The organism is Hymenobacter coalescens, assembly GCF_054783195.1.
This window is the reverse complement of record NZ_BAAGRA010000004.1, coordinates 207,316-233,702: the sequence shown is the minus strand read 5'-3', so window position 1 is coordinate 233,702 and position 26,387 is coordinate 207,316. Positions and strand designations below refer to the sequence as shown.

The window sequence follows — 26,387 nt, the reverse complement described above, 5'->3', positions numbered from 1 at the left end:
GGGCTTACGCTCACCCGGTACGCTCGCTGCCGCAAGCCACGCGCCGCGCTTCCTCGGCGGGCAAATACCCCAGCTTTGCTCCCCTGCGAAAAAATTCGCACGCTGCGCCGTGCCGGCCTTGCTTCTGCGCTACTCGGCCTAACAGAAAGTGAATCTGTCCGCTGCGGGGCCGGAGCAGCAACACCTGCTGGTAGTCGGCCAAGGCGGAGCCGTAGTCGCCGGCTTTGAAATAAGCCAGGCCGCGGTACGTCAGCCACTTCACCGACGGGGCGCTTTGCCCGGCCCGTTGGCGCAAACCCGCGCTCAGGTCGTGAGCGGCGGACAGAAACAGACGCTGCTCAAATAGGCGTACCTCGCCGCGGGCCAGCCAAGCCCCGCTCAATGTTGAATCGAGGGTCAGCGCGTGGGAGAAGTGGTCGAGGGCAGCACGATGGCACTGCTGTGCCACTTGGCATTGCCCCAAACGGTACAGCAGCTCGGCGGTACCGCGGCGGTCCTGGGTTTCGCGCAGCGCGGCGGTGTAATCGGCCGCGGCGCGGCGGTAATTGCCGTACACCAGTTGCTCGATTTCAGCCCGGCGCCGCAGCGCGCGGGCGTGGTGCGGCTTGAAATGAATGGTTTCGCTAAAATACCCGTGGGCCGTGCCCCACTGCCGCTGCGCGTAGGCCCGCAACCCATTCTGGTAGTTGCGGGCCGCCGCTATCCGGTCCATCACTACCCTCACCCCCAAGCCCAGCAACAGCAACCCCAGCAGCAGGCTTAGCACCAGCGTCCAATCGCGGCGGGTAAAGCGGGCCGACGCGTGGCGCACGTAATGCCGTTCGGCCGAAGAGGCGGGCCGGCGGGTACGCAAGGGCTCGGGCGGTGGCATGGGCACGCCGTAGACGTGCTGGTTCTGAGCGCGGTAGGCCTGCGCGCGGCGGGCTTCCTCGGCCCGCTGCCGGGCCTGCAGCAGCTGGTGGTCGTAGTGGGCCCGGCGCGCGGCGTCCGACAGCACCTCGTAAGCAGCCGCTACGGCTTTGAACTGATCCTCGTAGAGCCGGCTACCGCCGTGGCGGTCGGGGTGGTAGCGCAGGGCCAGCTGTTTGTAGGCCTGCTTGATGTCGGCCAGCGGGGCCGTGGGCGCGACGCCCAGCACCTGGTAAAGAGTTTGGCTCACGTTGGCTGACGGGGTGAGAGTAAAAGTACGGCGAAGTTCAGACGCCGGCGGTCCTTTTCCGTAGAAACCTTCGGCTTGCTGAACACGCTCCCCCGGGCCTGGGTTCGGCGGTTTACCGCGCTTCTGTTTCTTTCTCCTTTTCCAAACTCAATTTCCGCCGCTGCATGGCTACCGAAGATCCAACGCCCCGCAACGACTCGTTGATGAAGAATCTGATGGGCTACATCGACACGCGCATCGATCTGGTGCGCTTGGAGGTGCAGGAAAAAGTCAAGACCATCTTCGTTGGCGTGGCGCAGGGTGCTACCCTTGGCTTATTGGCCCTGATGTTTCTCATCTTCGTCAGCATATTCGCTGGCCTGGCCCTGAACGACGCGCTCGATAGCCCTTACTGGGGTTTCGGTATCGTTGCCGGCTTTTATTTGCTGCTGCTTATCATCTTTGTGGTCGGCGTCGGCAAGAAGCTTTACCAGACGCTGGCGGATAAGGTTCTGACGGACACCATCTACAAATCGGACAAGCGCCAATAGTCCCCATACTTTTTAGCGCGATGAGCGAACTACACAACCCGCTGTTCGACGACGAACGGGAGTTTCTGGAGCGTCAGAAGCTGGAGTACGAACGTGCCCTGCTGGGCGACGTGGACCACCTCAAAGAACAAACCACCCGCGTAGGCAAGTACGTGGCCATTGGGGCGGCCCTGTTGGGCGGCTTCTGGCTCGTGAGCAAGGTGCTCAGCCGCCACGACGAGGATGAGGACGACGATACGCCCTACCCGCCGCGTAAGCTCAAGAGCAAGAAAGGCAAGCGCAAAGCCCGCCTGGTGGCCCAGTCCGAAGATTACGAGTTCGGTTCCGGCCGCACCGATTCGCACCCGCGCGCCCACTTGGCGCCGCCAGTATATCACGCCACGGCCGCAGCCGACTCCGACCCGTTTCCGGCTTTCGACTCCTCCGCGGAGCCGGCCGCCCCCGCGAACCTGATGCCGGCCGCACCGCGCGGCAACTACCGCTCGTCGTACCGCGCTGCACCCCAGCCCGAACCGCAAAGCTCCCTGGTCTGGGACGCCGTGCAGATGTTTGCCGCCTCCGACACCGGCAAAATGATTATTGGGCAGGTTTCAGGCGTTCTGATTGCTCTTGTCACGCGCAAGCTCAACGAGGTGATGGATCTAAGCAAAAATTCGGACCTTGCAGCTTCGGCCCCTGAGCCGGAAACCAAGGATATCGACTTTGTCATCCACCACGACGACGCGCATGCGCCCGACGCCACTGCACGATGACCTGTGCCTCCGCCGCCACCACGGCCAGAAGTCGCTGGCCGTGCTGCTCGACCCCGACGACCTCGATGAGGCCGGTACGCGGCGCATCCTGGCGCTGAGCGAAGCGCATCCCGTTGATTTCTTTTTCGTGGGGGGCAGCCTGGTGACTTCGCAGCACCAAGCTGCCCTTCTGCGTTTGCTCAAGGCTCACAGCCCGGTGCCGGTGGTGCTGTTCCCCAGCAACAGCCTGCACATCGACGCGCAAGCTGACGCTATTCTGCTGCTTTCGCTTATCTCGGGCCGCAACCCCGACTTTCTGATCGGTCAGCACGTGGTGGCGGCGCCGCTGTTGCGCGCCAGCCAGCTCGAAATCCTGCCCACCGGCTACATGCTCGTCGATTCGGGGCGGCAGACCACGGCCAGCTACATGAGCGGCACCACGCCCCTCCCCCACGACAAGCCGACCATTGCCGCCTGTACCGCCCTGGCCGGCGAGCAGCTCGGCTTGCGCCTGATCTACCTCGATGGGGGCAGCGGCGCGCAGCATCCCGTGTCGGCGGCCATGATCCGCGCCGTGCGGCAGGCCGTGGAAGCGCCCGTCATCGTAGGGGGCGGCATCAATACGGCCGAGAAAGCCCGAACGGCCCTCTCCGCCGGCGCCGACGTCATTGTAGTAGGCAACCAGATCGAAAAAGATCCGCAGTTTCTGGGCGACGTTTCCCGCGTAGTGCAAGCTTTCAATACGGTCAGCAGCGCAGCCCTGAATTAACAGTCAGCTTTCAGGCATAAAGCCAAAAGCCCGGACCATTGCTGGCCCGGGCTTTTGCGTTGTTCGTGCGGCGCGGTTAGATGTTCATAGCCGATTCGCGGCGGCGCATCTTGCCGGCCGGAATGCCGAACATCATCTTAAAGCGGCGGCAGAAGTACGCCGTGTCTTTGTAGCCTACTTCCTTGCCGATGTCGCGGATGCTCTTCTTGGTGGTACGCAGCAGGAACACGGCGCGTTCCATGCGCTGGTATTCGATGTAGTCCTGCGGGTTGATGCCCGTCAGCATCTTGAAGTACTGACCCACGTAGTCTTCCGACACGTTGGCCACGCCCGACAGCACCTTGTTCGACAAGTCGCCGCCCAGGTTCTCCTTGATGTAGTTGAACAGGTCGATGAGGCGCGGGTCCTTGAAGTAAGTACTATTCGTGGCCAGCTGTTCCACGAACATCTTGTTCTTCAAAATGTAGCGAATGATTTCCACGACGATGTTCTCCGTGTAAATCGAAATCAGACGCTCCCGGCCCGGGAGTTCCTGCAGGCTCTCCTCTACCACTTTGATGACCAAGTTGGCCAGCTTGGAGTTGCCGCTGATCAAAAAAGCCGGCACGTCGAGCGAGGCGAAGAAGTTCACCGAGTCGAACACCTTAGCTTCGAACGAGACAAAGGAATGGCTTTCTTCCGCGTCCGAAATCAGGTCGAGGTCGGCGTTGGAGTGGAAGAACTTGTCCTTGTTGCTGATCAGGTCGTCGTTGGTAATCGTCTTGCCGCCGTTCTCACCGTAGCTCACGCGGGTGGCGCGGCCACCGGGGATGAACAGCATGTCGCCCTCTTCCACCACCTGGTCCTCTTCCCCGAAGGAAATCCGGCCCTTGTGCAGCAGAATGATGTTGTTGCCAACATCGTAGTAGTTGCGCACCGTAAACGGCTGCTGCAACACCAGATTTTTGGCTTTGATGTATCGAACCCCAAGGGATTCTATCACTTTATTGTAATCCTCCATATTCCGGTACTGAGTTGGGTGGCTCACTATCAGCGGACTATCCCACATCCGCCGTCTAGACAATGCAAATTAAGATATAAAAATTCACAAAAACGAAAACCCAGCCAAAAAATTGGCTGGGTTAAGTGCAAGCTTTCTGACTTTAAGGCAATTCCGTTTTTACTTCAGGATTTCCCGTGAGATTACAATTTTCTGAATCTCAGAAGTTCCTTCGTAAATCTGGGTGATTTTGGCGTCGCGCATCATACGCTCTACGTGGAATTCTTTCACGAAACCGTAGCCGCCGTGCACCTGCACCGCCTCCACGGCCGTGTCCATGGCTACCTTGGAAGCGAACAGCTTAGCCATAGCGCCCGACTTGGCGTAGTCCTGATGCGCATCCTTATCGTGAGCGGCCTGCAGGCACAGCAGGCGCGCTGCGTCGATGTTGGTGGCCATGTCGGCCAGTTTGAACTGGATAGCTTGGTGCTGCGAAATCGGCACCCCAAAGGCTTTACGCTCCTTCGAGTACTTCACGGCCAGCTCGTAGGCGCCCGAGGCAATACCCAAAGCCTGCGCCGCAATACCGATGCGGCCGCCGGCCAACACCTGCATGGCGAACTTGAAGCCGAAGCCGTCCTCGCCGATGCGGTTCTCCTTGGGCACCTTCACGTCGGTGAACATCAGGGAGTGGGTATCGGAGCCACGGATGCCCAATTTGTTTTCCTTCGGGCCGATAACGAAGCCCGGGGTGTCCTTCTCCACGATCAGGGCGTTGATGCCGCGGTGCTTCAGCTCGGGGTTGGTTTGGGCAATAACCAAGTATACCGAAGCCGAGGAACCGTTGGTAATCCAGTTCTTGGTACCGTTGAGCAGGTAATGGTCGCCTTTGTCTTCAGCCGTGGTGCTCTGCGAGGTGGCATCCGAGCCAGCTTCGGGCTCCGACAGACAGAATGCGCCGATGATTTCGCCAGTGGCCAGTTTGGTTAGGTACTTCTGCTTCTGCTCCTCGGTGCCGTACTTCTCCAAGCCCCAGCACACCAGTGAGTTGTTCACCGACATGATAACCGAGCAGGAGGCATCCACCTTGCTGATTTCCTCCATGGCCAGCACGTACGACACAGTGTCCATGCCGCCGCCGCCGTATTCGGGGCTGACCATCATGCCCAAGAAGCCCAGCTCACCCATTTTCTTCACCTGCTCAGCAGGGAATTTCTGGTGCTCGTCGCGCTCGATGACGCCGGCCCACAGTTCGTTCTGGGCAAAGTCGCGGGCCGCAGCTTGTACGGCGAGTTGTTCTTCGGTGAGCTGAAAGTTCATGTGGGAATGGAAGTTGGAAGGCTGGTGAACGTTCGTTAGCCTGGTAATGATAACGCGAAAGTAGGCACTTGCCCGGTGGTTATCAACCGACAGCGGGTAATATACCCGGCAGCCGCCGCGAAGTTATGCGCTGCATGCCTAACAATTTGGAGCAGGAAAATGATTTCCGCCGTCCAAACCCGCCGCGCCCCAAACGACAAACGCCCGGCGAGACCGGGCGTTTGGGTATCCGCGGCAAGCGGTAGCTTATTCGCGGCTGCGGCCGCCGAACAGCATGCCGCCGTAGTACAGCAGCGTGGCCAGTGAACTGACGGCGGCTACTACGTAAGTCATTGCAGCCCATTTCAGCCCATCCTTGGCAATGGCATGCTCCTGCGACGTCACTACTTGGCACTGCTCCATCCAGGCCAAGGCGCGCTTGGAAGCATCAAACTCTACCGGCAGGGTGATGAAGCTGAACAGCGTGGCCAGGGCGAACATGGCTACCCCGATGGTCAGCGGAATGGGCGTGGTGCGCAGCATAAACACCCCGGCCAGCAGCAGCAGCGGCATAAAGCGTGACACCGCGCTCAGGGCCGGTACCATGGCCGACCGGAACTTCAGCATGCTGTAAGCGGTGGCGTGCTGCACGGCGTGGCCACACTCGTGGGCTGCTACGGCCGCCGACATGGCCGAGCGGCCGTTGTACACCTCGTCGCTGAGGTTGACGGTCTTGTCCGTGGGGTTGTAGTGGTCCGACAGCTGCCCTTCGGTGGAAATGACGCGCACGTCGTGGATGCGGTTGTCGGCTAGCATCATTTCGGCCACCTGCTTGCCGGACAGGCCCGACTGCAGGGCAATGTGGGAGTATTCAGAGAACTTGCTCCGCAAGCGCCACTGGATGAGGAAGCTGACCAAAGTCAGCGCTATCAGCAAGATTACCATGGGTGTCGAAGAGAGGTTTGAGGTGAGTGGATTCTTTGCGCCCGCCGCAGGGAGCTAAGGGGTCCGGTCGTCTCCTCAACTCTCCGCTACCCGGCCGAAGGGCCGGTCAGCGTTTGGCGCACGCGTTCCACAATGCGCGTAGTGCTGTAGCCGCTCACGAGGGGTACGGTGAGTACCTGCCCGCCGTTACTTAACACAAACTCGTGGCCTACGATTCCGCTGAGGGCGTAGTCATCGCCTTTTACCAGCACATCGGGCCGCACGAGGTGGATAAGCTCCAGCGGGGTGGGTTCGCCGAACAGCACCACGGCATCCACAAACAAAAGGGACGCCAATACCCGTGCGCGTGACACTTCGTCCTGAAGCGGCCGGCCGGGCTTCAACCGACTGACAGATTGATCGGTATTGAGCCCTACCACCAATGCACCTCCCAGAGCCCGGGCTTTTTCCAGGTAGTCGACGTGGCCCAAGTGCAGCAGGTCGAAGCAGCCGTTGGTAAACACGATGCGGCGCCCCTCTTGGCGCCAGGCGTCGAGTACAGCAGGCAGCTGCTCGCGGGTCAGGATCTTGTCTTTACTCCACATCGGCGGGCACGGGTTCGATAAGCGGTTCGGCCGCCAGCTCGCGCAGGCTCCGGCCGGTTTTGAGCATGCTAGCCACGAAGCTGATGCCTCCCATGAGCACTACCAGCAGCGTCTGGGCCCCGTGTACCACCAGCGCGTAGGCAATGCCGGCCTCGGGCGAGACGCCGAACACCAGCAGCGTGCTTTGGACCAGCAGGTGGAAGGTGCCGATGCCGCCCGATACCGGCGCGGCCATGCCCACGGCCCCAAAGGTGAGCGTGGCAATGCCGGCGCGCCAGCCCAGGTTGTAGGTTTCCGGGAAGGCAAAGAAGGCCAGGTAATCCATCAGGAAGTACACCAGCCAAGTAAAGAACGTGTGGAAAAGGAAGGCCCCCTTGTGCTCGAGGCGTCGGATGCTGAACACGCCGGCCAACAGCCCCTGCACAAACACGACCAGGCGGTTAAACAGCGCGTTCTGGCGCAGCCGTTCCAAGTTGCGCACCAGCGCATAAGTCACGATGAGCAGCAGCACCAGGGCAATACCCGCGGCAATCAGCAGGGGCGTGCGGTTGCGGGCTAGGGCATCGACCTGCGAGCCGCCGTCGAAGATCTTGTCGACCATAAAGGCCCAGAACTTGTGAAAATCCAGCAACAAGGTGGAGCCCAGCAACAGGGCCAGTACCAGCACGTCGATGACGCGCTCGGTCACCACCGTTCCCAACGCCACCTGCACGGGCACCGCGCTGCTCCGGCGCAGCACCGAGCAGCGAATCACCTCGCCCATGCGCGGCAGCACCAAGTTGGCCAGGTTGCCGACCATGCTGGCGTGGTACACATCCCAAAACGTGGCTTTCTGGCCGGCCGCGTCCAGCTGCATCTTCCAACGGTAGCTACGGCTGAAATAGCCCAGCGCCGAGGCGAACATGGTCAGGCCCAGCCAGAAATAATTGGCCTCGCGCAGGTACTGGCCGATGCGGCTCAGATCCTGGCCTCGCAAGGCGTACACCATCAGCGCCCCCGAAAAGGCGAGCAGCAGGGCGTATTTCAGGATGTTCAGTAGTTTCTTGCCCATCGACGCAGGATAACAGTCAAAGAGAGAATTTCATAAGAAAGCCAGCGGCCGGGGCCGCTGGCTCAGTAGGGTAAAGGCGCTCAGACCAAGCGGTTGTGCTGATCCGGAAACACCACCGTGGGCTTATGCTCCCGGGCCACCGCGAAGTCGATGAGGGCGTAGGAGAAAATGATGACGATGTCGCCCACGGCCACCCGGCGCGCGGCGGGACCGTTCAGGCAAATCATGCCCGAGCCCCGCTCGCCCTTGATGGTGTAGGTTTCGAGCCGCTCGCCGTTGTTCACGTTCACCACCGTCACTTTCTCGTTTTCCACCATGCCGGCGGCGTCGAGCAGGTCCTCGTCAATAGTGATGCTGCCCACGTAGTGCAGCTCCGCCTGGGTGACCTTGGCGCGGTGAATTTTCGATTTGAGAACCTCGATATGCATGGAAGAAGCGGGCGGGTGATTTTGGCCGGCAAAGATACGAACGGGGAATAAGTGATTGAGTGAACGGGCGAAGAGCTTCGGCTGCCCTTTGGTTCGCGCCAAAAACCTGCCCAGTCGGCTTCCGGCGTGTTGTTCCGGCTTGGTTCAGCTGCTTCCCGGGCTCCATCACGGCATCACGTATGTGCTTCTTCCCTGCCGACGAGCACGTTGTCGATCAGGCGCACGCCGCCCAGCCAGGCGGCCAGGCACAGCACCAGCGGCCGCTCCGCCGAAGGGGCCGCCCAGGCCGGCTGCAAGGTAGCCGCGTCGGCTACCTCCAGGTATTCCACCTCAATGTCGGGGAACTGCCGCAGCCACTGCAGGGCCTGCTGCTGGGCTTGAGCCGGCGACTGCCCCTGGCGCAACGCCTCAGCGGCCTGCTGCAAGGCTTCGTAAAGGCGCGGGGCCACGGCGCGGGCCTCGGCCGAAAGGCGGCGGTTGCGCGAGGACATGGCCAGCCCGTCGGTTTCGCGCACGGTGGGGCAGCTCACCAGCTCCAAATCGAAGCTCAGATCGGCAATCAGCTGCCGCACCACGGCCACCTGCTGCCAATCCTTCTGCCCAAAATAGGCCCGGTGCGGGCGGCTCAGGTGAAACAGCTTGCTTACCACCGTGGCCACGCCGTTGAAGTGCCCGGGACGGTGGGCCCCTTCCATCACCCGCTCCAGCGGCCCGAAATCGAAGCGTACGACGGCGGGCTGCGGGTACATCTGCTCCACGGCGGGCGCAAACAGCACGGTAGCCCCCGTGCCGCTGAGCAGCTCCGCGTCGGCGTCGGGCACCCGCGGGTACAACTTGAAGTCCTCCGTGTTGTTGAACTGCGTGGGGTTGACGAAGATGCTGACCACGACCACGTCGTTGTCGGCGGCGGCGGCGCGCACCAGGTGCAGGTGGCCCTCGTGGAGGGCCCCCATGGTGGGCACAAAGCCGATGCGGCGGCCTTCGCGGCGCCAGGTTTCGGTACGGGCTTGCAACGCCGCAGCGGTTTCAAGTATCTCCATGTCAGGCAGACGCCGCCGGAAGTTCCGGCGGTAGTATAATGGATTTATCGGGCAAAATTGTTTAATTTTGTGCAGCCAATGGTGTACCCCCTTTCTAACCTCTCGATTCCCCCCGTATGTCGAAGCTGAGAATCCTCTATGCTGCCACGGAAATCAATCCGTTTTTGCAAACGACCCGGGTAGCCGAGTTTCTGCGCCGCCTACCGCAGGGCATGCAGGAAATGGGAATGGAAATTCGCATTTTCGTGCCGCGCTTCGGCATCATCAACGAACGGAAAAACCGCCTGCACGAGGTGGTACGTCTGTCGGGCATCAACATCGCCGTGGGCGAAGACGAAAAGCCGCTGATCATCAAGGTGGCCTCCATTCCGAACGCCAAGCTGCAGGTGTACTTCATTGACAACGAAGACTACTTCCACCGCAAGTCGGTGCTGCGCGACAAGAACGACCAGTTTCACGCCGACAACGACGAGCGCGCTATCTTCTTCTGCAAGGGCGTGCTGGAGACGGTAAAGAAGCTCGGCTGGTCGCCGGACATCGTGCACTGCAACGACTGGATGACGGGCCTGATGCCCCTGTACCTGAAGACGACCTACAAGAAGGACCCGATTTTCAAGGACGCCAAGTCCATTTTCACGGTCTACAACAACGAGTTTGACCACAAATTCGAGGGCAACATCATCGAGAAGGCCAAGATGCTCGACATCGACGACTCGATGCTGGCGGCCCTGGGCTCGGCTGACTTTGCCGGCTTCGTGAAAATCGGGATGGAGTACGCCGACTCCGTGGTGCGTTCCGATGAAGACTTCAGCGACAACCTGAACGCTCTGTTTCAGGAGTACGCCCAACGCCACAGCCTCGGCCAAGTGGCTGACGATGAGAACCTGCTCAGCTCTTACTACGCGCTTTATAATGAACTGGCCAACTAGGCTGATTTCCTTCCGGACGTCTACGGCTGTGCTGTTGACGTCCGCTTTGTTTTCGCTCGGCTCGTGCGAGGACACCAACGACCTGGGCATTGACCTGCCCGGTACGGTCCCCATCGACACGAACTACGAGGACTTCTCGGTCGTGGCCCCCATTCAGGGTTTTACCGTCAAGCAAGACTCGCTGGCTACCACGCAAAAAAACCACTTCATCGTGGGCCGGTTGCAGGATAGCAACACGGGCGGCCTGATCGAAGCCAAGGCTTTCTTAGAGGTAGCGCCCAGCGCCGCGGCCAGCGACTCGCTGCCGTCGCAATACGCGACGCAGACGCTCGTGCTCGACTCGGTGGTGATGCTCGCAGCGTTTGACCGCGTGTACGGCCGCACCACCCAGCCCGTAAAGCTGAGCGTGTACGAGTTGCAGCAGCCGCTCGACGATTTTCAGCCATACAACTCGAAAAGTGAGCTACCGCTAGGCCCGGCCATCGTGACCGACCAGGTGGTGAACCTGAACCGCACAATTCGCACGAAGAACACGGGCCTCGATAGCATCCAGGGCCTACCCATCCGGCTTCCGCTGTACGATGTGGTGCGCAACCAAACGGCATTCGGCACCCGCCTCTTCAACAAGCTGAAGGGAACCTCGACGGTGTACCTGTCCGACCAGGATCTGCGCGACGTGTGGAAAGGCATGGCCCTGCTGCCCGCCTCCACGGGCACGGCCATTGCGTTTAACCGCTCGCCGCTGTCGCAGATTTACGTGTACTACCACTACATGGTGGGCACGGCCAAGAAGAACAAGGTGTTTCGCCTGCTCTACGGCGACCCGTTCTCGTCGACGGCCGCCCCGCGCTACTTCACCAACATCAACTACAACCTGAGCAGCGCCGGTTCGCCGTTTGGCTCCCTGCAGAGCGGTGGCCCGGCCCAAGTGGCCGCAGCCGCCTCGGCAGGCGTCGTGTACGCGCAAGATGGCACCGGCCTTGTAACCAAGCTGCTCATTCCGGGGTTGGACACGCTGCGCAACCGCCAGGCGAAGCGCAACCTGACCATCAACCGCGCCGAGCTGATCATCCCCGTCAAGCCCTACAGCACGCTGCAATTTGCGGCGCCTTCGCGGCTGTACCTCTTCGAGGCCAACAAGGACAACAACCGCCCGCTGATTTACCGCAACGGTCTGACCACCGCCGAACGGCTGGTGCAGCAGGATGGCTTCATCCTGCCGACGTCGGACAAGGCCCTGGCCTTTACCTTCGTCGACGCGGGGGCCAACACCAAATACTACACGGGCCTGATGACCACGTACGTGCAGGCATACGCCAAGAACCAGCTGAGCGGCCCGACCCCGACGGCCTTCCTGCTCTCCCCCACCGTACGGCGCACGGGCGGTGACCTGACGCTGGACCGGGCGGCCATCGATGCCCAGAATATTAAGCTGCGCGTATACTACTCCAACGCTACGGCGCGCTAAGCCTACCTTTGTGAACCCGGCACGGGCTTTGCCCCGGGCCGGGCTTTCTTTCCCCAGACTTCTTACTTCTCCCTGACCCCGTATGTGCGGAATTGTTGCTTACATCGGACACCGCGAAGCTTGTCCCATTATTCTGAAAGGCCTGCACCGCCTGGAGTACCGCGGGTACGACTCGGCGGGCATCGCGCTGCTCAACGGTGAGCTGAACGTATTCAAAAAGAAAGGCAAAGTGGCCGATCTGGAGGCGTTCCTGACCGACAAGAACGTGCATGCCCACGTGGGCATGGGCCACACCCGCTGGGCCACCCACGGCGAGCCGAACGACGTCAACGCGCACCCGCACTACTCCACGTCGGAGCGCATCGCCATCATCCACAACGGCATCATTGAGAACTACGCGGCCCTGAAGCAGCACCTGCAGCAGCAGGGACACGAGTTCCACTCCGATACGGATACCGAGGTATTTGTCAACCTGATTGAGGAGATTCAGAAGCAAAACCAATGCTCGCTGGAAGAGGCCGTGCGCCTCGCCCTGCACGAGGTGGTGGGCGCTTATGCCATCGTGGTACTCAGCAAGGACGACCCAAACCAGTTGATTGCGGCCCGTAAAGGCTCGCCGCTGGTTATCGGCGTGGGCAAGGACGAGTTCTTTCTCGCCTCGGACGCGACGCCCATCATCGAGTACACCAACGAGGTCGTGTACGTCAACGACTACGAAATTGCGGTCATCCGCAACGGCAAGCTCGACATCCGGACCAAGGAAGACGTGCAGCAGACGCCGTACATCCAGAAGCTGGAGATGGAACTCGACAGCATCGAGAAAGGCGGCTACGAGCACTTCATGCTGAAGGAAATCTTCGAGCAGCCCAAATCGATTCTTGATTCGATGCGCGGCCGCTTGGAGCTGGAAGCCGGTCACCTGAACATGGGTGGCGTGCGCGCGTTTGAGCAGAAATTCCTGAACGCGCAGCGTATCATCATCGTGGCCTGCGGCACTTCCTGGCACGCCGGCCTCGTGGCGGAGTACCTCATCGAGGATTTGGCCCGCATTCCCGTTGAAGTGGAGTACGCCTCGGAGTTCCGCTACCGCAACCCGGTGCTGTCGGAGCGCGACATCGTTATTGCCATTTCGCAATCGGGGGAAACGGCCGACACGCTGGCCGCCATTGAACTGGCCAAGAGCAAGGGTGCGACCATCTTCGGTATCTGCAACGTGGTGGGCTCGAGCATTGCCCGCGCCACCGACGCCGGTGCTTACACCCACGCCGGCCCGGAAATTGGGGTGGCCTCGACCAAAGCCTTCACGGCCCAGGTGACGGTGCTCACGCTGCTGGCCATGATTGTGGGCTCCCGCCGCGGCACGCTGTCGGACCAGCGCCTGCGCGAGCTGACGATGGAGCTGTACACCATTCCCCAAAAGGTAGAGAAAGCCCTGGAGCTGGACACGGAGATTCGCCAGATTTCGGAAATCTTCAAGGATGCCACCAACTTCCTGTACCTGGGCCGCGGTTACAACTTCCCCGTGGCGCTGGAAGGTGCTTTGAAGCTGAAGGAAATCAGCTACATCCACGCCGAGGGCTACCCGGCCGCCGAAATGAAGCACGGCCCCATCGCGCTGATCGACGAAAACATGCCGGTGGTGGTAATTGCCACGCGTGACAGCTCGTACGAGAAGATTGTGTCGAACATCCAGGAGGTGAAGGCCCGCAAAGGCCGCATCATCGCCGTGGTGAGCGAAGGCGACAAGGTGATTCCGCAGATGGCCGAGTTTGTGGTGGAAGTGCCCCACACCTCCGACGAGCTGATGCCCCTGGTGTCGGTGATTCCGCTGCAGCTGCTGTCCTACCACATTGCTGTGCTGCGCGGCTGCAACGTGGATCAGCCCCGCAACCTGGCCAAATCAGTAACCGTGGAATAAGCTCCGGGCTGCTGATCCGACTTTCGGACCATCGTTATTACAGGAACAGGGACGGAAAACCTCCGTCCCTGTTTATTTTTGCGCTTCTACCAAGCCCACCGTGTGCGTTTACGCTTGCGGCAGGCCTACTTACTCCAGCTAATGACGCTCTTTACACGGTTGACAGCTCATTGGCATCAGCTCTTCAGGGCGGACAACCAACTACGGGCAGCGGCAGCGCTGGTGCTGCTGGCGCTGCTCCCCTTCGTGGCCCTGAGCTTCTACAGCCACCCGGCCCTCGACGACTTCAGCGACGCGGTGCTACGCCAACGGCTGGGCTTCTGGGCAACGCAGAAACACCTGTACCTGACGTGGACCGGACGCTTCACTACCTCCGTATTGCTGACGGAATTCAGCCCCGTCTGCAACCGCCTTTTGGGCGTGTACTGGGCAGTGCCCATCGTAGCCTTGCTAGCCCTGTTTGGCGGCCTTTACGCCCTGCTGGCAACGGTCATCGGTCGATTCTGGACGCCGACCAAACGGGCCCTCGGTGCGGGCTGCCTGCTGACGCTGTGGCTGCACCAAGCCTCCAGCATTGCCGAAACGCTGTACTGGTACAACGGGGTGGCTGTGTACACTCTGCCTGCGGCCCTGCTCCTGCTGTGGCTGGCGACAGCCGTGTGCTACTGGCAAGCGGCGCCAGGACGAGGACCGGCTCACCGCTGGTTACTGCTCCTGGTAGCCCTAGGCATGTTGCTGGTGGGCACCAATGAGCTGATAGCGCTGCCCCTATGCTTGGGCACAGGTCTGCTGATGCTGCGGGAATACTACCGCGGCGGTAACCGTCGCGGGGAACTGCTTTTGCTGGTTATGGCCCTAGCCGCCGCGCTGGCGGTGTCGTTTCTGGCGCCCGGCAACATGGCCCGGGCCACCATGATCAATCGTTCGGTGCCTTTGCCGTGGGTGGTAGCGGGCAGCGTCAGTTCATCGGCGTACCTGTTGCTGAATTGGCTCAGCAGCGGGGTGCTGCAAACCACCACCCTGCTGGCACTACCGGCGCTGCTGCGGCTGACGGCCGCCCGTCCGGGCATCTTGAGCCGCCTGAGCACTTGGCATCCGTTGCTACTGGGTGCGGTGCTGCTGCTCATGCTGGTGCTGGCCGGCATGCCCAGCTACTGGGCCACCGGCGGGCTGATGCCCCCGCGCGGCCGCAGCATGCTGTACCTGTTCTTTATTCTGGCCTGGTTTGGCCTGATCCTGAATGCCCTGGCGCGCTGGCAGACGGCTGTAGTCCACTACCTGCAAGGTCCGCTGCTGAGCGGTTTGGGCTGGGCCCCACCGGCTGCCGCGGTTCTGTGGGCGGCGCTGCTTATCAGCTTGGCCGCCGACCACAACGTGCGCCAGCTGCGTCCGCAGATGGGGCAAGGCAGCAACAACATCGTGGTGGCCTACCGCGATTGGTTGAGCGGTGACGCCGGGGTGTACGACGCGCAGCTGCGCAGCCGGTATGTGCAGCTGCGCAGCTCCGATGCTTCGCGGGTAGAGCTACCGCCACTGCAGGCCAAGCCCGCAAGCCTGTTGTACTACGATATCAGCACCGACCCGGCGTACTGGGGCAACATGGCCTACGCTCATTACTTCGGCAAGCAAGCCGTGTGGATCGGGCCGGGCGGGCAGGCCCCGCCGCAGTAGCAAACACCTGACGACTGAACTACCCCTCCACGGGGAACTGGCCGGCGCGCGCAGCCGTGCGCTTGAGCAGCGGCGCGGCGCGGAACCGCTCGTCGTGGGTATCCTCCCAAAGCATGCTGAGCACCTCGTAGACGCGCTCGACGCCGATGGCATTGGCCCAGGAAAAGGGCCCACGCGCCGCATCCGGGCAGAGCGATAGGGCCTCGTCAACGGCGGCAACGCTGGTACTGCCCTCCGGCACGGCAAAGCACGCTTCGTTGATGCCCATGCACACCACCCGCGGGCTGACCATGCCCACCCGGTCCGCCACCACGTGGAAGTCGGTGCCCAGCCGGGCGCAGGTGTCGGCCAGCCGGTCGGCATCCGCCTCATCATACAGGCTGACTTCGAGCCGGGGGCGGTTCAGCAGCGTGGGCAGCCCGCAGAACCCGAACACCGGGTACACCGGCTTGTCCGCTCCGAAGCGGCCCGTCAGCGACTCGGTGGCGGCCTCCACAAAGGCGACCAAGCCTTCCTTCTCCTCGTAGAGCGGCCCGTAATTGCCGAAATCAAACACGACTTCGACGGAAGGCAGCGCCGCTTCCAGCAGCGGCAGGGCCTCGTCAATCTCATCGACTAAGCGCCCGGCAGCCGCGGGAACAAAGGTGTACTGGTGCTCCGGACCGAACTTTCGGCGGAATTCGGCTGCCAGGTGGTGGCCATCAAGAATGAGCAGGTGCATGGATTTGGCTAAGTTCAGGCCCCGAAATTAGGGCTTCGGCCCGCTCCTATTCCTTTCCCATGGCAAACACCATCATCAACTCCCCGCAGGCGCCCGCCCCCATCGGGCCTTACAGCCAGGCCGTGCAGGCCGGCAACACCATCTACGTATCGGGCCAGATTGCCCTGGATGCCTCCGGCGGACAACTCATCGGCGAGGGCGACGTGCAGCAGCAGACGCACCAGGTAATGCGCAACGTGCAGGCCGTGCTGGCGGCCGGCGGCTACTCGCTGCAGGACGTGGTGAAGTGCAGCATCTTCGTCAAGGACCTCGGCCACTTCGGCACCATCAACGAGATTTACGGCTCGTACTTTGGGGCCGGCCCCTACCCCGCCCGCGAAACCGTGGAAGTAGCCCGCCTGCCCAAGGATGTGCTGGTCGAGATTTCCTGCATCGCGGTGAAGTAGGCGAGGTGGTGAAATAGTGAACCGGTGAGTGACGTTTTGACTGCGCGCACATCAAAACTCACCATCTCATCATTTCACCTCATGAAAGAACTCGGACTCGGCTTGCTGCTGGTTGGGTTGGTATCCATGGTATTGCCGCTGCTGAACATGAATTTTATGTTCCTGGGCTGGATCAACAACTGGGGACCCACGACGGCCTGGCTGATTCGCGGCGGCATTGCCCTGCTCGGCCTGGTGCTCTGGCTCACGTTTCGTAACCGCGACTGAGCGGTGAAACGGTGAGGTGGCGAAATGGCGGGTTTTGATGCTCGAACATCACTCACTATTTCACCACCTCACCATTTCACCTTTCGTACCTTTGCGGCGCCTTTGCGCCCCGGCCAGTTAGCCGGGGCCCGACATTGTCGTTTCGTATGGAAAGAGAAGTTCGGGTGCGTTTTGCGCCCAGTCCGACCGGTCCGCTGCACATCGGCGGCGTGCGCACCGCGCTGTATAACTACCTGCTGGCCCGCAAGCTGGGCGGCAAGATGCTGCTGCGCATCGAGGATACCGACCAGAACCGCTTCGTGCCCGGCGCCGAGCAGTACATCATGGACTCGCTGCGCTGGTGCGGCATCGAGATTGACGAGGGTATCGAGCAGGGCGGCCCGCACGCGCCGTACCGCCAGAGCGAGCGGAAACCCATGTACCGCCAGTACGCCGACCAGCTCATCCAGGCCGGCCACGCCTATTACGCCTTCGATACGCCCGAGGACCTGGACGCCATGCGCGCCCGCCTGACGGCCGCCAAGGTGCCCAACCCGCAGTACAACAGCATCACGCGCACCCAGATGCGCAACTCGCTGACCCTGCCCGAGGAGGAGGTAACGCAGCTGCTGGAATCGGGGGCGCCCTACGTCATCCGCCTGAAAGTGCCCCGCAAGGAAGAAGTGCGCTTCAACGACCTAATCCGCGGCTGGGTGGTGGTGCACTCCTCCTCCATCGACGACAAGGTGCTGATGAAGTCGGACGGCATGCCGACCTACCACCTAGCTAACATCGTGGACGACCACTTGATGGAAATTACCCACGTGATTCGCGGCGAAGAGTGGCTGCCCTCGGCCCCGCTGCACGTGCTGCTGTACCGCTACCTGGGCTGGGAAAGCACCATGCCCCAGTTTGCCCACCTGCCCCTGCTCCTGAAGCCCGACGGCACCGGCAAGCTCTCGAAGCGCGACGGCGACAAGCTGGGCTTCCCGGTGTTTCCGCTGGAGTTTCACGGCAAAGACGCCGAAACCGGCGAGCCGACCGTGAGCAGCGGCTACCGCGAGTCGGGTTACCTGCCCGAGGCGTTCATCAACTTCCTCGCCTTTTTGGGCTGGAACCCCGGCACCACGCAGGAAATCTTCTCGATGCAGGAGCTGATCGAGGCTTTCTCGATTGAGCGCGTGAGCAAGTCGCCGGCCCGCTTCGACCAGAACAAGGTGCGCTGGTACAACGAGCAGTACCTGCGCGCCAAGCCCGACGGCGAGCTGGCCCAGTACCTCCTGGATGCTCTCCGGGCGCAGGGCATCAGCGCGGAGCTGCCCGCCGATAAGGCCGAACAGATTGCCGGGCTCGTAAAGGAGCGCGCTACCTTCCCGGCCGATCTGGCCCGCGAAGCCCGCCTGTTTTTCGAGCGGCCGACCGCGTACGACGAGCAAGTCATCAGCAAGAAGTGGAACGCCCAGGTGGCCGGCGCGCTGGCAGCCTTCGCCGACGCCCTGCCTGCTGCAGCCGACACCACGCCCGACAGCATCAAGACCCTGCTCACGCAGGTGGTGGAAGGCCAGGGCATGAAGCAGGGCCAGGTACTGCAGGCCCTGCGCGTGGCCGTAACCGGTGCCGCCGCCGGCCCCGACCTGATGGCCATCATGAGCATCCTCGGGACTCAGGAAACGGCCGGGCGCATTCGGGCCGCCGTGGCCGCGCTGACGCCCCAGGCCGGCTAACCACCTGCCCGCGCCGCCACGACCCAACGGCACGACCCTGCTACTCCCGTTACAACGCACACAAGTTGCCAACCGGCGGTTTGTGTGCGTTTCGTTTATGGCCACGGCAACTTCACGCATCCGTGGCCCGGCTGGTTGCGTAGTGGAAAAGCTACGCGGCGGCCTGCCTCCTTCATGTCGGGCCGCCAGCACAACCATCCTTTAGCCGCGACGCATCATGGCGAAGAAACCCGTCAAAAAGAAGCAGCAGGACCCCGAAAAAAAGCCCCGGGTCCACAAAGAGCTCGAAGGCTTTGAAATCAAGGTGAATCCGCTGGGCGAAATCACCTCTACGTATAGCATTGAGCAGATCAATGAATTCCTGAACCGCCACGTGCGCGACAAAAAGCTGGTAAACCGCGACGGGCAGTTCGGGGAAAAAACACCCGAGGAGGACGAGGAAGAGTTTGCCGCGGAGGACCACGTGGCGGAGGAGCCCGAGGAATCGGATGAAGACTTCATGCGGCGCAGCTCCCGCGAGGCCAAGCGCCCCAAAAAGGCCGACGACGAGCCCCTGCCCGCCGCCGACGCGGAGGAGTAAGCGGGTGCCAATATCACCTACGCCCGGCCGGCCCGGTTTTCCTGCGGGGAAGCCGGGCCGGCTGCGTTTTTACCAGCGGCTTCGCTATACTTGCCGGCGTCAACCACTCCCACTTCCTTCATGAATTCGCACGACGTCGATTACCGCATTTTAGGCCACGATATTCAGGTATTGGAGGTCGAGCTGGACCCCGGCGAAACCGTTATTGCCGAAGCCGGCACCATGGTGTACATGGACGAGCCCATTGCCTGGGATACCCGCATGGGCGACGGATCCGAGCCCGACCAGGGTTTTTTCGGCAAGCTGCTCTCGGCCGGTACTCGCCTGATTACCGGCGAGTCGCTGTTTATGACCCACTTCACCCACGCCGGCAGCTACGGCAAGGCCCGCGTGGGCTTCTCCGCGCCGTACCCTGGCACGATCATGCCCCTGGACCTGCGCACGCTGCCCCAGGGCCTGATCGTGCAGAAAGATGGTTTCCTGGCCGCCGCTCGGGGCACTAAAATTGGTATTCACTTCAACCAGAAGCTCGGTTCGGGCTTTTTCGGCGGCGAAGGATTTATTCTGCAGAAACTCACCGGCGACGGCAAAGCCTTCATCCATGCCGGCGGCACCGTCATTGAGCGGCAGCTGAACAACGAAGTGCTGCGCGTAGACACGGGCTGCGTGGTGGCCTTCGAGCCGGGGGTCGACTTCAGCATTACGCGCGCCGGCAACCTGAAATCCATGATTTTCGGTGGGGAAGGCCTGCTATTGGCCACGCTGCGCGGCACGGGCCGCGTGTGGCTGCAATCCATGCCCGTGAAAAAACTGATCCAGGCGCTGATGCCCAACGGCGGCAACGCCCAGAAAGAAAGCGGCAGCGTGCTGGGCGGCTTGGGCCGCATACTCGACCAGTAAACACTCCCAATGTGCTGTAAACAACGCCGGCGGCCCTCAGAAAGGGCCGCCGGTGCGTGGCGGTGGAGTAGGATTGGTTAGAGCGAAGCCGTTGGTGCGTGGTAATCCTCCGAGAAACTTGGGTTCATTTGCGTGGCAATGATGCCCAAGCTGATCAGTAGTGCCAACACCAGAAGCCCGAGCAGGCCGAGCATGGAACGAGTGCTAAAAAACTCTTTCAGCTTAATGACCTGACGACGACGATGCCGCTTCCGACGCGAAACGTACGGCTTGGCAGCGGTTTCAGAGACGGTAAATGTGGACAAGGTGTGGGAAGGGGTTGTATGAACGATACACTAATATATAATTTTTACCATGATTCGTACAATACTTTTTTACAATAATTTCGTTGAATTGATATTTTTTTCACTTGAAGGGTCGAATAATGCTGGACCAAAGAATGCAGTCCCGGCTTTTCCTGCGCGCACACGACCGCACCAACAAGGCGGATGCGCCATGCAACACCTAATACACCAACAAGTTACTTATCTGATTTGCTAATTCAGGAGCTCATCGAGCAGTTCGCGGGTGTTGCTTAGTCGCGGCACTTTGTGCTGCCCGCCCAGCTTGCCGCGTCGGGCCAGCCACCGCTCGAAGGTGTCGGGCGTGGCCACCGTCAGCACCGGTGGCTGCAGGGCCAGGTCGCGGTGGCGCTTGGCGTCATAGTCGGAGTTGAGCTGCCGCAGCGTCTCGTCGAGGACCTGGGCGAAGCGGGCTTCGTCGGCGGGAGGCTGGGCAAATTCCACCAGCCACTGGTGGCCACCGCGCGAATGGGTTCCGGCTTCGAAGTAAATGGGCGCAGCGGTGTAGTCGCGCACCAGAGCACCCGTGGCGGCGGCGGCGGCGGCAATGGCCGCGTCGGCGTTTTCGACCACCACCTCTTCCCCGAAAGCGTTGAGAAAGTGCTTGGTGCGGCCCGCAATGCGGATGCGGTAAGGCGCCAGCGAAGTAAAGCGCACCGTGTCGCCGATCTGGTAGCGCCACAGGCCGGCGTTGGTGCTGATGACCAGCGCGTAGGTCGGCCCCACTTCCACTTCTTCGAGGGTGAGCGTGCGCGGGTGCTCCCGCCCCACCTCATCCACGGGCATAAACTCGTAGTAGATGCCGTGGTCGAGCAGCAGCAGTAGGTCCTGCGAGTCGGGCTGGTCCTGAAAAGCCAGGTAGCCCTCCGAGGCGTTGTAGATTTCGAGGTAGCGCATGCGCTCGTCGGGAATCAGCTGCCGAAACAGCTCCCGGTACGGCCCGAAGGCCACTGCTCCGTGCATGAAGAGGCGCAGGTTGGGCCATACTTCGGTTATGGGCGCGCCCCCGGCCAGCTCCGACACCCGCCGCAGCAGCATAATCATCCAGGTGGGCACGCCGGCCAGGCAGGCCACGTTCTCGGTGAGTACGTGCCGGGCCATGCGCTCCAGCTTTTCCTCCCATTCGGCCAGCAGGGCCAGCTCCAGCGGGGGCGTGCGCCGCGACTCAGCCCAGGCCGGCAGGTTGTGCATGATGACGGCCGACACGTCGCCGATGTGCGAGGCCGGGTCGTCGGGGCGGAAGGTATTGGGCCCGAGCGAGCCGCCGAGGGCCAGCGTCTTGCCGCGTAGCACCCCGGCTTCGGGGTAGAGCGTCTGGGCCACGGCCACCATGTCGCGGCCCGCGCGGTAGTGGCAATCCTCCAGCGAAGCCGCCGTGACGGGAATGTACTTGCTGCGGGCATTGGTAGTGCCGCTGCTCTTGGCAAACCATTGCACGCGGCCGGGCCAGAGCACGTCGTCTTCGCCGCGCAGCACGCGCTCAATCCAGGGGTACAGCTGCTCGTAACTGCTCACGGGCACGCGCTGCGCCATCTCCCGCGCCGAAAGGCCGTCGGCGTAGCCGTGCTGGCGGCCCCAGTCGGTGTGGCGGGCGGTGCGCAGCAGTTCCTGCAGCAGTTCGGCCTGCACGGCGTGGGGCTCGGTGCGGAGGCGCTCCAGCCGGGCGAGCCGGGGCTTAACCATCCAGGTGAGCAGCGTGTCTAGCATTCAATTAGCAATGTGCGATGAGCAGTGAACAAGGCCGTGTACGCCTCCGGGCAGCGTAGGTAACACCAATTGATAACGGCTCATTGATAATTGCTCATTGTCTAAATCTTGCGCTTCAGCTCAAAGTGCTTGCCCAGGTACACGCGGCGCACCATTTCGTCGGCAGCCAGCTCCTCGGCGGTGCCAGCCTTGAGCAGCTTGCCCTCGAAGAGCAGGTAGGCGCGGTCGACGATGCTGAGCGTTTCGTTCACGTTGTGGTCGGTGATGAGGATGCCGATGTTCTTGTGCTTGAGCTTGGCCACGATGCCCTGAATTTCTTCCACGGCGATGGGGTCGACGCCGGCGAAGGGCTCGTCGAGCAGCACGAACTTGGGGTCGACGGCCAGGGCGCGGGCAATTTCGGTGCGGCGCCGCTCCCCGCCGCTCAGCACCCGGCCCAGGTTTTTGCGCACGTGGGTGAGGCTGAATTCGTTGAGCAGTTCCTCCACCTTGTCGCGCTGGGCCTGCTTGGGCAGCTTGGTCATCTCCAGCACCGAGAGGATGTTTTCCTCCACCGTCAGGTCGCGAAACACGGAGGCTTCCTGCGCCAGGTAGCCGATGCCGCGGCGGGCACGCTGGTAGATGGGCAAGGTGGTAATGTCCTCATCGTCCAGAAAGATGCGGCCTTCGTTGGGCTTCACCATGCCCACCGTCATGTAAAACGAGGTGGTTTTGCCCGCGCCGTTGGGCCCGAGCAGGCCCACGATTTCGCCCTGCGCCACGTGCAGGGACATGTCGTTGACGACGGTGCGTTGCTTGTATTTCTTGACGAGGTGTTCGGCGCGCAGAATCATGGTCGGGGCAAAGGTAATACTATCGGCCCGCGGCCCGGAAAAACGAGCCGGCGGCCGGGCCACTTGGCAAAATCCGCTAGCTTAACGCCATTCTTGCTTTGTACATGTCCGTTATGCTCATATCCCTGCTTCGTACGGCACGGCCGCTGGCCGCCGGCTTGGCGCTGCTGCTGGTACCGCTGGCCTCCCGCAGCCAGGTAGTCACCGACCCCGCGCGGGCGGTGGCGGCCCGCGACTCGGTGCTGCAATTCGCCGCGGCTACGCGCTCGAAAGCCAGACCCTGTTTTTCCGCACCCGCGCCTGGGGCGTGGGCAAGCGGCGCACCATCACGCGGGGCTACCGGCGCACCCAGGTGCACCCGGAGCGGCGCGTCTCGGCCACCGGCGAGGTGCACACGCCCCGGCGCGAGCGGTTGTGGCGGCAGGTGACGGTGCGGCGGCGCTCCGGCGTGGTGGTGGAGAAGTTTCGCGGCTACTACGCCGGCCGGCCCGTGCTGCGCGAGCAGCGCTTCAACGGCCGCCTGACCTACGTGCGCGTGCAGCAGCGCAACTCCTCTGTGCCGGCCGCGCCTGCCAAAAGCTGGCACAGCCTTACCGGTGAGGGCCAGGTGCAGTGGCAACAGGTGCAGTACTTGGTCACCACCCCCCTCCGGCTCTGAGCCGCCGCGCGGCGCTTACCGCTTCAGGTTCAGCAGCTGGCGGCGCCGCGCCAGCTGGGCTTCGGTAGCGGCGGGGTTTACCTCCAGCTGGTTGAGGATTTGCACGTCGTATTCGCGCGGGGCCGCCTGGGCCTCGGTGGTGGCCGAGCCGCGGCGCAGCGTCAGGCGCACGGGCGCGTCGGAGGTGGGCTCCACCAGGGGGCGCAGCAGCTGCTCGGCGGTTTGCATGCTCACGGGCTGCCCGTTTACCGCCACAATAACGTCGCCGTCCTGCAGGCCGAAGGCGTTGGTCTGGGCTTTTACGTCGCTGGCCTGGAATTCCTGCTTCTGTTCGTCGTAGCGAAAACCCAGCTGCCCAAAGGCTTTCACCTTGGCCGGGGCCTTGTCGGCGTAGCGCCAGCCGATCTTGTCCAGGTACTCCGTGAGCGGCAGCGCCTCGGTGCCCACCACGTAGCGGTCGAAGAACGGCTGCACCTCGGGGTGCGTGAGGGCCACCACCTCCGGAATGAGCTGCGCGTCCTCGAAGGAACGCGTGGGGCCGTACTTGTCGCGCAGGGTCAGCAGCACGTCGCGCAGGCTGGTCCGGCCCTGCGTCAGCTCCTGAATGCGGATGTCGAGCAGCAGGCCGATGAGGGCGCCCTTCTTGTACACGTTTTCGTACATGTCGTCGTAGGGCTTTTCGAGGATGCGCCGGCTCATCTCGGTAAACGAGACGCCCGCCGGGTACTTCTGCGCATCCTGAATCTTTTCGCGCATGGTCTGGCGGAACTGCTCCTCGGTGGTAAGGCCCGCGCGCACCTGCACCAGGTGGGCGAAGTACTCCGTCACGCCTTCGTACAGCCACAGGTGCTGCGACATTTTCGGGTCCCGGAAGTCAAACTCGCCGATTTCGCGCGAGTGAATGTTGAGCGGCGCCAGCATGTGCAGAAACTCGTGCGAGGCCACTTCGCGCACCATCTCGGTCAGCTCGGCGGTGGTGTTGCGCTCGGGCAGGAAGTACACCGAGGAGTACGCGTGCTCCATGGCCCCGAAGCCGCCGGTTTGCCGGTTGACCACCGGGGAGGTCTGGTAGTCCGGAAAGTACATCAGAAACTGGTAGCTGGGCACCGGCATCTTGCCGAAAAACTGCCCCAGCGCCTCGGCCATGGGCCGCATGGTTTCGGCCACCGGCCCGGCCTTCACCTTGCCCGTTTCCGACACCACCGACACGCCGATGCGCGCCCCACCGGCCACGAAGCTCACCGTGTCGGGTCGGCTGTACAGGATCGGGCCGTCGGCCAGGGACACGTAGCTGTCGGCCGTGAACGTGTCCTCGGTGGTGCCGCGGCGGGCGGGCAGGCTGGTAGCGGCGTAGAGGCCCGGCGTGTGCTGCACCTTCACCTCGTAGGGCAGCATCTTGTAGCCTTCGAGGTAGCCGTAGAGGCCGTAGTGGTTTAGCACGAAGTTGGGGTACTTCGAGTTGGCGTCGAAGTTGGTGCCGCCCGGCTGAAAGATGTAGCTGTCGTCCTGCTTCGCGTCCCAGGTGTCGTCGACCTGATATTCCAGCCGGGCCAGCTTGCGGGCCTTGTCGATGATGAACACGTTCTGGCCTTCGCGCTTCACCTTCAGCTTTTTGCCCTTGTCGTCGTAGGCAGTGAAGTTCTGCACGAACCGGCCGTAGTCCTTCTTGGAGTACGAGCCCGGCACCACGCTGGGCATCACGTAGCTGACTTTGTCTTCGCGCACCGGCGGCGTGTTCACCACGATGCGCAGCTGGTCGTTAGCCGCCGCGGGCTCGGTGCTCACGCGGATGCGGTAGGTGTCGGCCGGAGCCTGCGCCTGAGCGGCCAGGGCGAATAGCGCGCCGAAGCCGGCGCCGAATAGCTGATACTTCATGGAGAAAAGCGGTAAGAAACATCCGCCGCGCCGCGAAGGTAGCGGCACCGCGTCCGATAGATACAGAAATATTCCGGGGGCTGCCGGGCGGCTCCAGACGTTGTCCTGAGGCCTGGGCACGAGCCTTACGACCAACGCCTTCCCGACCAGGGCCACTGCCGATTCTGCTTTTGCTGCCTGGGCCCCGCGCCGGCACGCCGTGCTGCGCATCGTGGCGGGCTTCCTGTTCATGCTCCGCGGCACTCAGAAGCTGTTCGGATTTCCGGCCGGCGGACAGGCCCCCATGGAGCTGCTCTCGCTGATGGGCTTTGCCGGCATCCTGGAGTTTGCGGGCGGCCTGCTGATTCTGCTGGGCCTCGTCATGCGTCCCGTAGCTTTCCTGCTGGCCGGCGAAATGGCGGTGGCCTACTTTATGGCGCACTTTCCCAAGGCTTCGCTGCCCATTCAGAACGGCGGCGAGGGCGCGGTGCTCTTCTGCTTCGTCTTCCTGTACCTAGCCGGCCCCGGCCCCTGGAGCCTCGATGCCTGGCGCGGGCGGGCCGCCAGACGGTAGGATTTCCCCTACTGGTTATCTAGGTGCCTAGAGAGAAAAACCAGCAAATCAGTAACAGCAAGCCAGCTATTACGGCCAGAATAAGCGCGCATCCAGACTCTTCGGGTACAGCCTCCGTAGCGGACCGCCGCCGGCCAAACGCCACTTTCATCAGCAAAGCCAGGGCCGCTACGACCAGCGCCGCCTTGAAAAAGAAACTGGCAATACCACCGAACAGGTAGCCGCCGTCGAAAAGTAGCAAAGCTAGCACTGGGCGAGAATAAGGGTGGATAAGGCTTCCGGGGCTCTTCGCGGCGTGCTGC

General features: G+C 62.2%; 28 protein-coding genes. 14 read left to right on the top strand and 14 right to left on the bottom strand.

The features are described 5' to 3' along the window. Window positions 1-10: 10 nt before the first annotated feature. Window positions 11-1,159, bottom strand: a complete 1,149-nt coding sequence (locus tag ACYVKQ_RS04195; protein WP_460575936.1) for a J domain-containing protein — start codon at window positions 1,157-1,159, stop codon at window positions 11-13. A 164-nt stretch (window positions 1,160-1,323) separates the two neighbouring features. On the opposite strand from ACYVKQ_RS04195, the gene ACYVKQ_RS04190 reads away from it, so the two are divergent. The 3 genes from ACYVKQ_RS04190 to ACYVKQ_RS04180 are packed head-to-tail and all read left to right on the top strand — an operon-like array spanning window position 1,324 to window position 3,189. Beyond that, on the top strand, window positions 1,324-1,689 hold the full coding sequence (locus ACYVKQ_RS04190) for a phage holin family protein (RefSeq protein ID WP_460575934.1): 366 nt from the start codon (window positions 1,324-1,326) through the stop codon (window positions 1,687-1,689). Window positions 1,690-1,709: 20 nt separating this feature from the next. After that, the gene (locus ACYVKQ_RS04185; protein ID WP_460575932.1) at window positions 1,710-2,441 is read left to right on the top strand and encodes a hypothetical protein; all 732 of its coding nucleotides are present in this window, start codon (window positions 1,710-1,712) and stop codon (window positions 2,439-2,441) included. Further along, on the top strand, window positions 2,416-3,189 hold the full coding sequence (locus ACYVKQ_RS04180; RefSeq protein WP_460575930.1) for a geranylgeranylglyceryl/heptaprenylglyceryl phosphate synthase: 774 nt from the start codon (window positions 2,416-2,418) through the stop codon (window positions 3,187-3,189). Before ACYVKQ_RS04185 ends, ACYVKQ_RS04180 begins: the two co-directional genes overlap by 26 nt. 76 nt (window positions 3,190-3,265) lie before the next feature. Here ACYVKQ_RS04180 and ACYVKQ_RS04175 read toward each other — a convergent pair whose 3' ends face one another. From ACYVKQ_RS04175 to panC, 7 genes are all read right to left on the bottom strand, one after another. Further along, window positions 3,266-4,189 carry a helix-turn-helix domain-containing protein gene (locus ACYVKQ_RS04175; RefSeq protein WP_460575928.1) on the bottom strand — a complete coding sequence of 308 codons (924 nt, stop codon included), beginning with the start codon at window positions 4,187-4,189 and terminating at the stop codon, window positions 3,266-3,268. A 159-nt stretch (window positions 4,190-4,348) separates the two neighbouring features. Further along, window positions 4,349-5,488: an acyl-CoA dehydrogenase gene (locus tag ACYVKQ_RS04170; RefSeq protein WP_460575926.1), complete on the bottom strand. Its 1,140-nt coding sequence runs from the start codon at window positions 5,486-5,488 to the stop codon at window positions 4,349-4,351. A gap of 246 nt (window positions 5,489-5,734) precedes the next feature. Continuing rightward, window positions 5,735-6,412, bottom strand: a complete 678-nt coding sequence (locus ACYVKQ_RS04165; RefSeq protein ID WP_460575924.1) for a zinc metallopeptidase — start codon at window positions 6,410-6,412, stop codon at window positions 5,735-5,737. Between the two features lie 86 nt (window positions 6,413-6,498). Beyond that, entirely contained in the window at window positions 6,499-6,996 is a 498-nt protein-coding gene (gene rfaE2, locus ACYVKQ_RS04160; protein ID WP_460575922.1) for a nucleotidyl transferase family protein, read from the bottom strand. Further along, window positions 6,986-8,047 carry a lysylphosphatidylglycerol synthase transmembrane domain-containing protein gene (locus ACYVKQ_RS04155; RefSeq protein ID WP_460575920.1) on the bottom strand — a complete coding sequence of 354 codons (1,062 nt, stop codon included), beginning with the start codon at window positions 8,045-8,047 and terminating at the stop codon, window positions 6,986-6,988. The genes rfaE2 and ACYVKQ_RS04155 overlap by 11 nt, the downstream gene beginning before the upstream one ends. 80 nt (window positions 8,048-8,127) lie before the next feature. Continuing rightward, window positions 8,128-8,475, bottom strand: a complete 348-nt coding sequence (gene panD, locus ACYVKQ_RS04150; protein WP_078010637.1) for an aspartate 1-decarboxylase — start codon at window positions 8,473-8,475, stop codon at window positions 8,128-8,130. Between the two features lie 173 nt (window positions 8,476-8,648). Further along, a complete protein-coding gene (panC, locus tag ACYVKQ_RS04145; protein WP_460575916.1) occupies window positions 8,649-9,515 on the bottom strand; it encodes a 4-phosphopantoate--beta-alanine ligase in 867 nt (288 codons plus the stop codon). 116 nt (window positions 9,516-9,631) lie between these two features. Here panC and ACYVKQ_RS04140 point away from each other — a divergent pair, with 116 nt between their 5' ends. From ACYVKQ_RS04140 to ACYVKQ_RS04125, 4 genes are all read left to right on the top strand, one after another. Then, window positions 9,632-10,444 carry a glycogen/starch synthase gene (locus ACYVKQ_RS04140; protein ID WP_460575912.1) on the top strand — a complete coding sequence of 271 codons (813 nt, stop codon included), beginning with the start codon at window positions 9,632-9,634 and terminating at the stop codon, window positions 10,442-10,444. A 28-nt stretch (window positions 10,445-10,472) separates the two neighbouring features. After that, window positions 10,473-11,912: a DUF4270 family protein gene (locus ACYVKQ_RS04135; protein ID WP_460575909.1), complete on the top strand. Its 1,440-nt coding sequence runs from the start codon at window positions 10,473-10,475 to the stop codon at window positions 11,910-11,912. Window positions 11,913-11,994: 82 nt separating this feature from the next. After that, window positions 11,995-13,830: a glutamine--fructose-6-phosphate aminotransferase gene (gene glmS, locus ACYVKQ_RS04130; protein ID WP_460575904.1), complete on the top strand. Its 1,836-nt coding sequence runs from the start codon at window positions 11,995-11,997 to the stop codon at window positions 13,828-13,830. 141 nt (window positions 13,831-13,971) lie between these two features. Next, window positions 13,972-15,501 (top strand): hypothetical protein, encoded by a 1,530-nt coding sequence (locus ACYVKQ_RS04125; RefSeq protein WP_460575900.1) that lies wholly within the window; start codon window positions 13,972-13,974, stop codon window positions 15,499-15,501. Between the two features lie 19 nt (window positions 15,502-15,520). Here ACYVKQ_RS04125 and ACYVKQ_RS04120 read toward each other — a convergent pair whose 3' ends face one another. Next, window positions 15,521-16,222, bottom strand: coding sequence for a 3-hydroxyacyl-CoA dehydrogenase family protein (locus ACYVKQ_RS04120; RefSeq protein ID WP_460575897.1), 702 nt, complete (start codon window positions 16,220-16,222; stop codon window positions 15,521-15,523). 59 nt (window positions 16,223-16,281) lie between these two features. Here ACYVKQ_RS04120 and ACYVKQ_RS04115 point away from each other — a divergent pair, with 59 nt between their 5' ends. From ACYVKQ_RS04115 to ACYVKQ_RS04095, 5 genes are all read left to right on the top strand, one after another. Next, the gene (locus ACYVKQ_RS04115; RefSeq protein ID WP_460575895.1) at window positions 16,282-16,668 is read left to right on the top strand and encodes a RidA family protein; all 387 of its coding nucleotides are present in this window, start codon (window positions 16,282-16,284) and stop codon (window positions 16,666-16,668) included. 81 nt (window positions 16,669-16,749) lie between these two features. After that, a complete protein-coding gene (locus tag ACYVKQ_RS04110; RefSeq protein WP_460575893.1) occupies window positions 16,750-16,935 on the top strand; it encodes a hypothetical protein in 186 nt (61 codons plus the stop codon). Between the two features lie 146 nt (window positions 16,936-17,081). After that, the gene (gltX, locus tag ACYVKQ_RS04105) at window positions 17,082-18,638 is read left to right on the top strand and encodes a glutamate--tRNA ligase (RefSeq protein ID WP_460575891.1); all 1,557 of its coding nucleotides are present in this window, start codon (window positions 17,082-17,084) and stop codon (window positions 18,636-18,638) included. Window positions 18,639-18,855: 217 nt separating this feature from the next. Continuing rightward, window positions 18,856-19,218, top strand: coding sequence for a hypothetical protein (locus ACYVKQ_RS04100; protein WP_460575889.1), 363 nt, complete (start codon window positions 18,856-18,858; stop codon window positions 19,216-19,218). Between the two features lie 120 nt (window positions 19,219-19,338). Beyond that, entirely contained in the window at window positions 19,339-20,118 is a 780-nt protein-coding gene (locus tag ACYVKQ_RS04095) for an AIM24 family protein (protein WP_460575887.1), read from the top strand. 77 nt (window positions 20,119-20,195) lie between these two features. On the opposite strand, the gene ACYVKQ_RS04090 is transcribed toward ACYVKQ_RS04095, so the two are convergent. From ACYVKQ_RS04090 to lptB, 3 genes are all read right to left on the bottom strand, one after another. Next, the gene (locus ACYVKQ_RS04090) at window positions 20,196-20,423 is read right to left on the bottom strand and encodes a hypothetical protein (RefSeq protein WP_460575885.1); all 228 of its coding nucleotides are present in this window, start codon (window positions 20,421-20,423) and stop codon (window positions 20,196-20,198) included. Between the two features lie 231 nt (window positions 20,424-20,654). After that, complete coding sequence (locus ACYVKQ_RS04085) at window positions 20,655-22,166, bottom strand: GH3 auxin-responsive promoter family protein (protein ID WP_460575883.1); 1,512 nt, start codon at window positions 22,164-22,166, stop codon at window positions 20,655-20,657. A gap of 101 nt (window positions 22,167-22,267) precedes the next feature. Beyond that, window positions 22,268-22,999, bottom strand: a complete 732-nt coding sequence (lptB, locus tag ACYVKQ_RS04080; RefSeq protein ID WP_460575881.1) for an LPS export ABC transporter ATP-binding protein — start codon at window positions 22,997-22,999, stop codon at window positions 22,268-22,270. A 307-nt stretch (window positions 23,000-23,306) separates the two neighbouring features. On the opposite strand from lptB, the gene ACYVKQ_RS04075 reads away from it, so the two are divergent. Next, entirely contained in the window at window positions 23,307-23,657 is a 351-nt protein-coding gene (locus tag ACYVKQ_RS04075; protein ID WP_460575879.1) for a hypothetical protein, read from the top strand. Window positions 23,658-23,672: 15 nt separating this feature from the next. On the opposite strand, the gene ACYVKQ_RS04070 is transcribed toward ACYVKQ_RS04075, so the two are convergent. After that, on the bottom strand, window positions 23,673-25,532 hold the full coding sequence (locus ACYVKQ_RS04070; protein WP_460575877.1) for a M61 metallopeptidase family protein: 1,860 nt from the start codon (window positions 25,530-25,532) through the stop codon (window positions 23,673-23,675). A 199-nt stretch (window positions 25,533-25,731) separates the two neighbouring features. Between ACYVKQ_RS04070 and ACYVKQ_RS04065 the strand changes: the two genes are divergently transcribed. Further along, a complete protein-coding gene (locus tag ACYVKQ_RS04065; protein WP_460575875.1) occupies window positions 25,732-26,085 on the top strand; it encodes a DoxX family protein in 354 nt (117 codons plus the stop codon). A 19-nt stretch (window positions 26,086-26,104) separates the two neighbouring features. Here the strand turns inward: ACYVKQ_RS04065 and ACYVKQ_RS04060 are convergent, their stop codons facing one another. After that, window positions 26,105-26,335, bottom strand: coding sequence for a hypothetical protein (locus tag ACYVKQ_RS04060; RefSeq protein WP_460575873.1), 231 nt, complete (start codon window positions 26,333-26,335; stop codon window positions 26,105-26,107). Between the last annotated feature and the right edge of the window lie 52 nt (window positions 26,336-26,387).

Bases quoted from the DNA above. Each gene is read 5' to 3' on its own strand.
- ACYVKQ_RS04110 (WP_460575893.1), top strand. From the start codon at position 16,750: ATGAAAGAACTCGGACTCGGCTTGCTGCTGGTTGGGTTGGTATCCATG.
- rfaE2 (WP_460575922.1), bottom strand. From the start codon at position 6,996: ATGTGGAGTAAAGACAAGATCCTGACCCGCGAGCAGCTGCCTGCTGTA.
- ACYVKQ_RS04100 (WP_460575889.1), top strand. From the start codon at position 18,856: ATGGCGAAGAAACCCGTCAAAAAGAAGCAGCAGGACCCCGAAAAAAAG.
- glmS (WP_460575904.1), top strand. From the start codon at position 11,995: ATGTGCGGAATTGTTGCTTACATCGGACACCGCGAAGCTTGTCCCATT.
- ACYVKQ_RS04125 (WP_460575900.1), top strand. From the start codon at position 13,972: ATGACGCTCTTTACACGGTTGACAGCTCATTGGCATCAGCTCTTCAGG.
- ACYVKQ_RS04190 (WP_460575934.1), top strand. From the start codon at position 1,324: ATGGCTACCGAAGATCCAACGCCCCGCAACGACTCGTTGATGAAGAAT.
- ACYVKQ_RS04140 (WP_460575912.1), top strand. From the start codon at position 9,632: ATGTCGAAGCTGAGAATCCTCTATGCTGCCACGGAAATCAATCCGTTT.
- ACYVKQ_RS04095 (WP_460575887.1), top strand. From the start codon at position 19,339: ATGAATTCGCACGACGTCGATTACCGCATTTTAGGCCACGATATTCAG.
- ACYVKQ_RS04165 (WP_460575924.1), bottom strand. From the start codon at position 6,412: ATGGTAATCTTGCTGATAGCGCTGACTTTGGTCAGCTTCCTCATCCAG.
- ACYVKQ_RS04085 (WP_460575883.1), bottom strand. From the start codon at position 22,166: ATGCTAGACACGCTGCTCACCTGGATGGTTAAGCCCCGGCTCGCCCGG.
- ACYVKQ_RS04120 (WP_460575897.1), bottom strand. From the start codon at position 16,222: ATGCACCTGCTCATTCTTGATGGCCACCACCTGGCAGCCGAATTCCGC.
- panC (WP_460575916.1), bottom strand. From the start codon at position 9,515: ATGGAGATACTTGAAACCGCTGCGGCGTTGCAAGCCCGTACCGAAACC.
- ACYVKQ_RS04175 (WP_460575928.1), bottom strand. From the start codon at position 4,189: ATGGAGGATTACAATAAAGTGATAGAATCCCTTGGGGTTCGATACATC.
- lptB (WP_460575881.1), bottom strand. From the start codon at position 22,999: ATGATTCTGCGCGCCGAACACCTCGTCAAGAAATACAAGCAACGCACC.
- ACYVKQ_RS04070 (WP_460575877.1), bottom strand. From the start codon at position 25,532: ATGAAGTATCAGCTATTCGGCGCCGGCTTCGGCGCGCTATTCGCCCTG.
- ACYVKQ_RS04170 (WP_460575926.1), bottom strand. From the start codon at position 5,488: ATGAACTTTCAGCTCACCGAAGAACAACTCGCCGTACAAGCTGCGGCC.
- ACYVKQ_RS04185 (WP_460575932.1), top strand. From the start codon at position 1,710: ATGAGCGAACTACACAACCCGCTGTTCGACGACGAACGGGAGTTTCTG.
- ACYVKQ_RS04155 (WP_460575920.1), bottom strand. From the start codon at position 8,047: ATGGGCAAGAAACTACTGAACATCCTGAAATACGCCCTGCTGCTCGCC.
- gltX (WP_460575891.1), top strand. From the start codon at position 17,082: ATGGAAAGAGAAGTTCGGGTGCGTTTTGCGCCCAGTCCGACCGGTCCG.
- panD (WP_078010637.1), bottom strand. From the start codon at position 8,475: ATGCATATCGAGGTTCTCAAATCGAAAATTCACCGCGCCAAGGTCACC.
- ACYVKQ_RS04115 (WP_460575895.1), top strand. From the start codon at position 16,282: ATGGCAAACACCATCATCAACTCCCCGCAGGCGCCCGCCCCCATCGGG.
- ACYVKQ_RS04180 (WP_460575930.1), top strand. From the start codon at position 2,416: ATGCGCCCGACGCCACTGCACGATGACCTGTGCCTCCGCCGCCACCAC.